The 10,641-nt window shown below is 30.7% G+C and carries 9 protein-coding genes; 2 read left to right on the top strand and 7 right to left on the bottom strand.

Annotation, left to right across the window (positions count from 1 at the left end; all coding sequences use genetic code 11):
- A partial coding sequence (locus J7M77_RS16880) for an IS3 family transposase (protein WP_367236944.1) occupies positions 1-85 on the top strand: 85 nt, incomplete at its 5' end.
- 44 nt (positions 86-129) lie between these two features.
- Here the strand turns inward: J7M77_RS16880 and J7M77_RS07525 are convergent.
- From J7M77_RS07525 to J7M77_RS07500, 6 genes are all read right to left on the bottom strand, one after another.
- On the bottom strand, positions 130-309 hold the full coding sequence (locus J7M77_RS07525; RefSeq protein ID WP_296877219.1) for a hypothetical protein: 180 nt from the start codon (positions 307-309) through the stop codon (positions 130-132).
- A gap of 941 nt (positions 310-1,250) precedes the next feature.
- Complete coding sequence (locus J7M77_RS07520; RefSeq protein ID WP_296877218.1) at positions 1,251-2,108, bottom strand: hypothetical protein; 858 nt, start codon at positions 2,106-2,108, stop codon at positions 1,251-1,253.
- Positions 2,109-2,687: 579 nt separating this feature from the next.
- A complete protein-coding gene (locus J7M77_RS07515) occupies positions 2,688-4,088 on the bottom strand; it encodes a glycoside hydrolase family 32 protein (protein WP_296877217.1) in 1,401 nt (466 codons plus the stop codon).
- A gap of 9 nt (positions 4,089-4,097) precedes the next feature.
- Positions 4,098-6,008, bottom strand: coding sequence for a sucrose-specific PTS transporter subunit IIBC (locus tag J7M77_RS07510; protein ID WP_296877216.1), 1,911 nt, complete (start codon positions 6,006-6,008; stop codon positions 4,098-4,100).
- Positions 6,009-6,148: 140 nt separating this feature from the next.
- Positions 6,149-7,147, bottom strand: coding sequence for a LacI family DNA-binding transcriptional regulator (locus J7M77_RS07505; RefSeq protein WP_296877215.1), 999 nt, complete (start codon positions 7,145-7,147; stop codon positions 6,149-6,151).
- 153 nt (positions 7,148-7,300) lie between these two features.
- The gene (locus tag J7M77_RS07500; RefSeq protein ID WP_296877214.1) at positions 7,301-8,371 is read right to left on the bottom strand and encodes a site-specific integrase; all 1,071 of its coding nucleotides are present in this window, start codon (positions 8,369-8,371) and stop codon (positions 7,301-7,303) included.
- A 240-nt stretch (positions 8,372-8,611) separates the two neighbouring features.
- On the opposite strand from J7M77_RS07500, the gene J7M77_RS07495 reads away from it, so the two are divergent.
- Positions 8,612-9,943 (top strand): aspartate kinase, encoded by a 1,332-nt coding sequence (locus J7M77_RS07495; RefSeq protein ID WP_296877213.1) that lies wholly within the window; start codon positions 8,612-8,614, stop codon positions 9,941-9,943.
- Positions 9,944-9,956: 13 nt separating this feature from the next.
- Here J7M77_RS07495 and J7M77_RS07490 read toward each other — a convergent pair.
- Positions 9,957-10,641 (bottom strand): FGGY-family carbohydrate kinase (locus tag J7M77_RS07490; RefSeq protein WP_296877212.1); only part of this gene is annotated, 685 nt, incomplete at its 5' end.

Raw genomic sequence — 10,641 nt, 5'->3', positions numbered from 1 at the left:
GTATTATAATACTCAAAGAATTACAGAAAAATTAAAAGGACTGACTCCTGTACAATACAGGAACCAATCCCTATTAACTGCTTAAAAATAAATTTAAATAAGTGTCCAACAAATTGGGTTCACTTCACTTTAATCGGTTAATTTAAACTGTTTCAATTCAGCTTCTGATAAATTCTTTGGTTCTATTTTTCTTTCATTACAATATTTAATTATTTCTCGAAAATTATAAAGTGTATAATCTCCTAATGGTTCCGTAAGCATCCCGCCAACATCATCTAAAGGAAAATCATTTTTTAAAGTATCTTTCATATAATATCTTTGCACTCCTTTCATCAATACACATCAATCTTTCTCTTGAATTAATTAAAGCAGCTCCCAGTTCTTTTTCATAATATTTAATAAGTTTAGATTTTGCTTTGAAAAAACAAAACCATCAAAATCGGCTTCGTAGCTTTGACTTATTAGCTTTTGCAAATAAACGGCCACTCACACCAGCATATTCCTTTTTTAAACAATTTATTATAGAGATTATTATTCCACAATATCTATCATATCATTTTACCTTCATAAATTTTTAAATTAAATATAAAATTCATAGACTTCTTCTATCTTCAAGCATATTTTACCATCAAGAAAATATGTGAAATCTATAGTCTTCGTATAAAATAATGAAAAAATAGAAATTAATCATATAAAAATTAATTATTTTTGATTTGTATCCTATTATATTTAAAAGTATAAAGACGGAAATATACGCTAAAACCGACATGTTCACTGCCTTAATTATGGTTATATCATAACAGAAAAAATCGTTCTAATATAAATTCAACTATTACAGCAAGACTATAAACTATCCAAATTAAGCTTTTCATATCTTAATTGACTATATTATATCACTTGTATTTTATTTATATAGGTCTAGTGTAAATATCAAATTTTTTAAAAATATTCAGGTAAAAAAATAATGAACCTGCATTCCTCTAAAAACAGACTTTTAGAAAAATCAGTTTTAATATTTCTTTTATATAAAAAGAAAAAGGAGCACACGCTCCGCAATTGGATTACAAGGGTTTATCCTTGATGTTTCACATTATTTTATTAGCCCGTGAATCAGGCTTGCAAGTCCAATTACCTCCTGCGTGGTTTATCTTTTCAAGACAACTTCTTATGTTTCTACTTGTCAAAATAGCAAAATCACATCACTATCTGCCATATCCTTAGAATATTATCATTTCTATACAATTTATATTTTAATTTTTGAAACCGTATGTTTCATTTATAAAATATGCAATCTTTTCACATGTATCCAGATTTTTAAGGTCTAATCTTATTCCCTTTTCAAGAATTACTTTATTTCTAGTTATTTTGATTGACTTTTTCCCATTTTCTCCTTTTTCTATAGATAGATTTCCTAATAATAATCGATTTATGCATTTTATATCCTGATTAGTTAGAATATTATTAGTTTTCGATGATTTCTTTCTTTGATTATAAGTATTTCTTGGAGAATCTTTTAGATTTAATCCAATTTTGTTAATTGCTTTGTTTATATCTAATTTTCTTACCTTATGATTTTTTATAATGAAAATCTGTTTGTTTTTACTGAAACGTTTTATTAAATCCTCATCATCATTAGAAAGTATACTGTTAAATACAAATGAATTTTCTTCATCGCTTCCTTTAATACCTAAAATAGAAATATTTTCATTACCCTTTTGGTGATAATAGTCTAAATCAATATTTGTATACAACTCATGATTGCTATTCTTATACATTTTTAGATTAATTTCGTTAATGAAAGAAGAAAATAATTCTATAAAGATAGTATTCTTATTTTGAATCCAATTATATTCCTGAGAATATTTCTCTCGATCAAAATTAATTAAATCATCATATTTTATTTCTTTGTTTAAAATTTTTCTAAAAAACTCTTTTGTCTTCATTCTCGCTATAAAAAAATTTTTAGAGTATTGTTTGCCTACGAGGTGAGAAAAATCATGTCCAGAAGTTTTAATTAACATTATGTATTTCTTGCTTTCCAGTAAAAAGAAGTAAGGTAATATTTCGTTTTGATAAAATTCAGCATTTCTATATAGAATATCATTCATATTAGTACACTCCTTAAAAAAAATAGGATACATTATTTACATGTATCCTATGATTGGGACTTCTTTTTGAAGCCAAATACCACATTTGTTATTTAGCCCGTGCCAGGCTCGGGGCCCAATCACCTTCCCTTGGTTTGTTCATCTGCATCAGGTTCTTATGTCACTGTGCAGGTAGAACAGCAGATTCGCATGTGCTATCTGCCACACCCTCAGAACGATAAATCGCTCAATTATAGTTTGGATATTTTTATCCATTAATATACTATGAATTCGAAACTAAAATATTACTTCCAATTTCACATACATTATAGCACATTATATTTAAAAATCCATATATCTAGTATCATTTTTAATAAGATATTTATCTCTACTTGTTTTAACTTACTTCAATTTAGTACTGAAAAAAGTCCGAGCCAAATTTTGGAAATGGCTAGTTCCAAGGCTATAGTTTTGTTTTTGCACCCGCCATAGTCGGGTTCCCATCAACTTTTGAATGGTCACATCTTCACTGTAATTATCATTTATTCATAATTTTGATTAACAAAATTTACTACAAAAACTAAAAGGGCCTAAGCCCTTTTAAATAATTTTATATCCATTTAACTCATAGTAAGTGCAAGTAATATTAGTGTCAATAGATATTTCAAGTTTCTTACTACGATCATATATACGCGTAGTTAATGCAAATTCACCATCATTGATAAAGATTTCTAAAGATGATGTATCACTAAAAATAGTCATATTTTCTAATTTATCAATTTCAATATGTCTAGCATCACGACCATAACCACTTTCTTTCATTGATAGAGTTAATAAATTATCGTGATAATCGATTATAGCATCATTTCTTAAATGAATTTGAAAATCATGATTATTTACTGGCAGATATAATTCAAAATTATTAGTATCTAAATCCATCTTTAGCTGTTTATTTACAACCATATCCTTCTGGTTAGCTCGAAGATTTTTAGTTTCTTCAATTGGATATTGATATACTTTATTATTTTTAAATGTTAGCTGGCGTGGTAAAGCAAGGGCATGTTGCCAATTATAATTCGTAGTTGGATTAGTATAATCAGTATCTGGCAAGCCCATCCAGCCAACCATGATCACCCGTTTATTATCATCAAGTAATAATTGAGGTGCATAGTAATCAAAACCATGATCTAATTCGACAAACTTACTTAACTGATATTCTTTTTCAAGATCACCACTTACTAAAAAATACCCATTTTGATAAACACTTTCAAAATTATATCCTTGTTTATCTACCCCTTGTGGACAGCATATTAATACCATTTGATCATCAAAAGAAACCAAATTAGGACATTCCCACATATATCCAAACTTTTCTTTAGTAACAATTCGATTAACTAACTCAAAATGTTTTAAATCATCACTACGATATAATAAACAGCACCCGACATCTTCTTTCGTTCTTGCCCCTAAGATCATATTATAATGATCACCGTTTTTAGTTACTTGAGGATCACGAACATGTAAAGTAAGATCACTTGGATAATCTTCATTTTTCATCAAACATACTTTATCAGTAAATTTGTAACCATCCTGACTAGTAAACATGATCGTATTATGTTCCCGACCAGAATTGACATAATCATAGTTACCAGGATGTTTGACATTACCGGTATAGTAATAATAAATAGTTTGATCTTTGACAATCGCTGATCCTGAATAAACGCCCCCTTGATCTAATGCTATATCAGGATATAAAGCTACCGGCTCATTTTTAAAAGTGATAAAATCTTTAGTACTATAATGCCCCCAGAATTTGTCACCCCCGTAACAATTTGTTGGTGAATATTGATAATAAAGATGATAAGTATCTTTAAATTTGCATAAACCATTAGGATCGTTTAACCAGCCAGTTGGCGGCATTAAATGATAGGCTAAACGATATTCATCTTTTGATGCTTCTTTTTCCAAAGCTTTGATTTCTTCATTAGTTAAACAAGCCATATTATCTCCTTAATCTAATTTCATGATTGCTTCATTTGCAGCAACATTATCTTCTTTGACAATCGTAAATTTATTTTGACTAGTAATTACTACTGGTGTAGCAGTGGCACAGCCAGCTTCTTCGATCATTTTAAAATCAATTTCAATTAATTTATCCCCTTGATTAACTCTTTGTCCTTCACTTACTAATAAATTAAATGGTTTACCATCTAATTTTACTGTATCTAAACCGATATGAATTAATATTTCCACCCCATCATCACTTTTAATTCCCAAAGCATGTTTAGTTGGGAAAATCATTGTAATTTCACCATCAATCGGTGCTGTTAAACAATCATTTTCAGGGAAAATCACGACACCGTCACCCATCATTTTTTGGGCAAAAATTTCATCTGGTGCTGCTTCAATTGGTGCTACTTTTCCTGCTAATGGAGCAGTAATAATTTCTGTTTTAGTTACTTCTTCTTTTGTTGTAGTTGTATTTGTATTTTTTGGTAATTCATTACTTGTTTGTTTAGCTTCATTTCGTTTATATAAAACAATTGTTAAGGCAAAAGCTACTGCAAAACTTAATACCATTCCAATTCCAAAATTCAACCATGAATCAGCTTCAATTGATATAAATCCTGGTAACCCAGCTGCTCCTAAAGCAATCGCAAGTGTTTTGGTTGCTGCTAAATAAGCACTACCTACAGCTGAACCCGCCATTGCAGCAATAAATGGATATTTAAGTTTCAAAGTTACCCCAAACATTGCTGGTTCAGTAATTCCTAGTAATGCAGATACCCCTGATGATGAACAAATACTTTTTAATTTTTGATCTTTAGTGATTAATAAAATAGCGATAACAGCTGCCCCTTGAGCCACATTTGACATTGATGCTGTTGGGAAAATAAATGATCCGCCTGTTGTTTCCACAGCTGCTAATAACTGGGTTTCTACGGCAATAAAACTATGATGCATTCCCGTTAAACAAATTGGTGCATAGAAGAATCCAAAAATTGCTCCCCCTAACATTCCTAAAGAATTATACATCCAAGAAATACCATCTGATAATAAAACCCCGGCTTCTCTTAAAATTGGTCCGACAACAATAAATGTAATAAATCCAGTAATCAATGTTGATAATAATGGTGTTGTAAGATTATCTAACCAGGTTGGAGTTACTTTGTGTAATCTTTTTTCAATATTAGCTAAGATCCAAGAAACCCCTAATACTGGTAAAACTGTTCCTTGATATCCAACTGCTTCAATTGATAAACCAAATATATTCCAAATTGGTACTTCTACTCCGGTTTTACCATAATTATAAGCATTTAATAAATCCGGATGCACCATGATCATTCCCATGGCAGCCCCTAAATAAGGATTTCCACCAAACTTTTTAGTTGCACTAAATCCAATTAAAACTGGTAAGAAAGTAAAAGCGGCATTAGAGAAAACATTGATCATTGTCGCTAGATCGGCCCATTGTGGATAAGCTTCAATTAAACTTTTGCCATCAAAAAATAAACCTTGAGCTGTTAAGATATTATTGATTCCCATCAATAACCCGCCAGCCACGATAGCCGGAATAATTGGAACAAATATATCACTTAATAATTGAACTGCTCGCTGTAATAAATTCCCCTCTTTTTCTTCTTCTTTGACTTCTACAGCTTCATCTTGTTTAATTCCTAAAATCTTAGTTACTTCATCACATACTAAATTAACTAGACCCGGACCTAAAATAATTTGATACTGTCCTTTAGCTAAAAATGTTCCTTTAACGACATCAATATCAGTCAAAGCATCTTCGTTGATTTTACTTTCATCAACTAAATTTAATCTTAATCTAGTAGCACAATGCATTGCTCCCGTAATGTTACCTGCGCCACCGACATTTGCAATTATGTCTTTTGCAATCTTGTTGTAATCCATTTCTTTTCCTCCTCTTTTATGGTATCGGTTCCATGTCTATAATATATACCTTTCAATACAGTATGTCAATAGATTTACCAAAAAAAGTGGTATCGGTTCCACTTTTTTTTAAAAAAAACGATATTCAAAAGAATAACGCTTTAATTTTTTAAGTTTTTAACACTATTTCCTAAAATCAACTGATAATCAACAACCTGGACATTAGCTACTGGATTATCTTCAATTAAATCAATGATCGTTTTACCTGCTAAAACTCCAGTTTCCTCATTATTAAATCGCACTGTAACCAAACTTGGGGTAATAAACAACGAAGTTTCATAACCGCCAAAACCAACCAATGAAATATCATCTGGCATTTTCAAATTTAATTCATTAATTGCCTTTAAACACCCAAAAGCAATATTATCCGTGGCCCCAATAAAAATCGTTGGTCTTTTTTTCTCTAAATATTCTTTTGCTTTTTTATGGGCTTTTTCCATTGAAAAATCAGTTTCCAATAAATCAATTTTACTAACACCATGATCTTTTAAACCGGCAACAACCCCATTTTTACGATTTATCCCAACTGCTTCATCTTTACCATTTACCCCAACATAACAAATATGACGATGCCCCATCTTAGCTACATATTGGCCTACATCATAACCAGCACTATAATCATCATTAATAATTGATATTCCCGCACCATAGCGCTGGGCAACAAATAGTAATGGAATATCCAATTTGGCAGCAATACTTTGATGAGCTAAAGTAACGGTAGTAGCCATCAAAATGATTCCATCAACATTCATGCGCCATAATTGTTCAATCGAAGTCAATTCCCGCATTTCATCATGATTAGTATTAATGATCAAGGTTGTATAACCGTGATCTTTTAGATACTGATCAGCCATCATTAATACTCTTGAAGTAGTGATTGAATCTAGACATGGTGCTACAATCCCAATAACTTTTGAATATTTAGCTTTTAGTGATTGTGCAATTGTACTTGGTTCATAGTGACATTGATCTATTATCTTTTTTATCTTTTTTCTAGTTTCTTCTTTGACATAGCCGCCATTAAAATAACGAGAAACGGTACTTTTACCAACGCCAGCCATTTTCGCAATGTCACCCATTGTATATTTTTTTTCTTTCATTTTTGCCACCTCAGTTAAACAAAATGACGGGTGATCCCGCCTAACTAGTTATAATTCTATCTTATTTTAAGAATCTGGTCAAATTGTTTATTTATAGATTTATAAATAAATATTACTTAATCTATGAAACAGTGTAAAATACTGTTTCATGGATTAAATAAAATTAACTTTATTCATCATTTCATGTTTAATTTTCAAATTAGGATGAACATAACGGTCAAGCGTTATATTAACACTTGAATGACCTAAAATTTCACTTAAAGTCCGATCATCCATTCCTGAAGCAATACAAAGTGAAGCAAAAGTGTGTCTTAAAGTATGAAAATTAGTATCTTTAATTTCCAATTTTTGTAACAGCTTTTTAAAATAGCGTGATAACCGGCGTGGTTCGATCCATTTTTCATTTTTACTTAAAATAAAGTCATTATCAAAATATAGTGCTCTTGTAAGCAAGGGAACTAAAACTTCTGGTAAAGGTACAACCCGAATTGATGTTTTAGATTTAGGTGAACTAATAACTATTTTCGTCTTCGTTTTAGCCCCCGAAACCTTAATTCGTTGTAAAGTGTGCTGAACTTTGATCATTCGACCATCAATATCAATATCTTCTTTCTTTAAAGCACATAATTCACCAATTCTTAACCCACAACAAAGTGAAATAGCGATTCCAATATTTAATGGTGTTGGATCATCCTGGATATAATCGATCATTTTTTGATAATCCTTTTTTTCAAGCACATGTAACTTATCTTCGACTTCTTTCTTTTTAGGAAAAACAATATTAGTAAGAACTTCACTGCGTAAACCAAAATTATAAGCATACTGAAATGTTTCTTTAATTACAAACAAGACTGTTTTTAAACTACTTTTAGACAACCCTTTACCATCCTGACGCCCCGATAATGCCATTTGTTCCAAAAACTGATTAACATCAATTGCCGTTAATAAACGAATATCACAATTTCCTAATTTTGGAAGAATATACAATCTAGCTGTTGATTGATATTTATTATAACTTTGGGGTTTAACACTATTTTTAATATGACTTAACCAGCCTTCAATTGCTTCTTTAAATTGAGTTTCTTCTACGAGTTTATCACTGCTGCACCGTAAGATTTCTACTTTAGGATAACTGTCAGTAAAAACTGATGTATAAATGGCTTTGCCGTTACTATCATACCCTAAGATAATTTTAATTTCATAATTTTTCTTTTTCTCTGCCATAATTTACCTCTCTATCTATATTTTTTTATATTGTAACCACTAAAATCGGCTATAAAAGTGAATTTTTTTGTTTATTTCTTAATAAAATCGATTTGTTTTTATTTGTATTATTGACAAATTTTGATTGGTTTAAAAAAAACATCTTTTTTTATAAAAATATTTAATATTTTAGTTAATATTCTTGATGTAATCATAAAAAAATGGTATTTTTTAGTAAGATATTTATTAAGGGGGAACTTTATGAATAAAGTAGTTAAATTTGGCGGGTCTTCACTAGCCGATGCAACTCAATTTAAAAAAGTAGCAAAAATTATCAAAAGTGATCAATCACGTCGTTTTGTTGTGCCTTCAGCACCAGGAAAAAGATTCAAAGAAGATACTAAAGTAACTGATTTATTGTATCAGGCCTATAACGCTAAAGATCAAGATACTTTTGAAAAAACTTTTGCTTTAATTAAAAAACGTTATCAAGATATTATCAATGATTTAAAATTAGATTGTTCATTAGAACATGAATTTGAGATTATTAAAAAAGCTTTTATTGATAAAGTAGGTTTAGATTATGCTGCTAGTCGTGGTGAATATTTAAACGGAATTGTTTTAGCTAATTACTTAGGGTTTGAATTTATTGATGCTAAAGAAGTTATTTTTATAGACAAAAATGGAAACTACGATTATGAAAAAACAGATCCTATTTTATCTAAACGTTTAAAAGGCGTTAAAAATTGTGTTATTCCCGGATTTTATGGTTCATTAAATGATGATAGTGATACGATCAAAACATTTTCACGTGGTGGTAGTGATATTACCGGTTCTATCGTAGCTCGTAATGGTCATGTTGATTTATATGAAAACTGGACTGATGTTTCCGGATTCTTGATTGCTGATCCAAGAATTGTTAGAAATCCCGATACGATTGCTACAATTACTTATAAAGAATTACGAGAACTTTCATATATGGGTGCTAGTGTCTTACATGAAAATTCAATTTTCCCGATCCGTAATGAAGGTATTCCAATTCAAATCAAAAATACTAATCGTCCCGAAGATGAAGGTACTTTGATCGTAGAAACAACTTGCCATAAACCAGATCATGTCATTACCGGGATTGCTGGAAGAAAAGGCTTTGCAACCATCAGTATTGAAAAAGACATGATGAATAGTGAAATCGGTTTTGGTCGTCGGGTTTTACAAGTTTTAGAAGATAATAATTTATCTTTTGAACATACTCCTTCTGGAATTGATACAATGAACATTATTGTGGAAACTGATAGTTTTATTGATAAGGAACAAAAAATCTTAGCGGGAATTCATCGAGCTGTCCAACCGGATTCAATTGAATTAGAATCTGATCTTGCTTTGATTGCTGTTGTTGGCAGAGGTATGAAAGATGGTCGCGGTACTGCTGCCAAGATCTTTACTGCATTAGCTAAAGAAAATATTAATATTAAAATGATTGATCAAGGTTCTTCAGAGTTAAATATTATCATTGGAGTTAAAAACGTTCACTTTAAAAATGCTATTAGAGCTATTTATCGTACTTTTATTGATGAAGAAAAAATTCAGGCATAAATGTCTGAATTTTTTACATTTCCTTCCATTTTAAAGTGAAACGAACCGCTTTATTCCAATTAGCTATTAGTTCATTTCGTTTTTGATCATCAATAATTGGCTGGAACTGATGCTGTAATTTCCAGTTATTTAAAATATCCTTTTTATCTTTCCAAAAGCCCGTTGCTAGTCCCGCTAAATAAGCAGCTCCTAATGCCGTTGTTTCTACTACTTCAGGACGATCAACATTACAACTAGAAATATCGCTTTGAAACTGCATCAAAAAGTCATTTTCACTGGCACCGCCATCAACTTTTAAGGTTTTTAAAGTAATCTTAGTATCTTCATACATTGCCTTTAAAACATCATTTGTTTGATAAGCAATTGATTCTAATGCCGCACGAATAAAATGTTCTTTAGTGCAGCCTCTAGTTAAGCCAACGACTGTTCCTTTAGCATAAGGATCCCAATAAGGTGCTCCAAGTCCCGTAAAAGCAGGAACGATATATACTCCATTAGTATCTTCTACCTGTAAAGCATATTCAACTGATTTAGGTGTTGTTTCTAAAATTCTTAAACCATCTCGCAGCCATTGCATTAAAGCTCCAGCGACAAAAACACTGCCTTCAATGGCATAATTAACTTCCTCATTTTCACTAGCAGCAATCGTCGTAATCAAACCATGATTAGAATGATAGATTTTTTTACCAGTATTCATT

It is taken from the genome of Thomasclavelia sp. (assembly GCF_017889095.1).
GTDB lineage: Bacteria > Bacillota_I > Bacilli_A > Erysipelotrichales > Coprobacillaceae > Thomasclavelia.
Note: the sequence above shows the minus strand (reverse complement) of the source record. Positions and strands in the feature narration are given on the sequence as shown.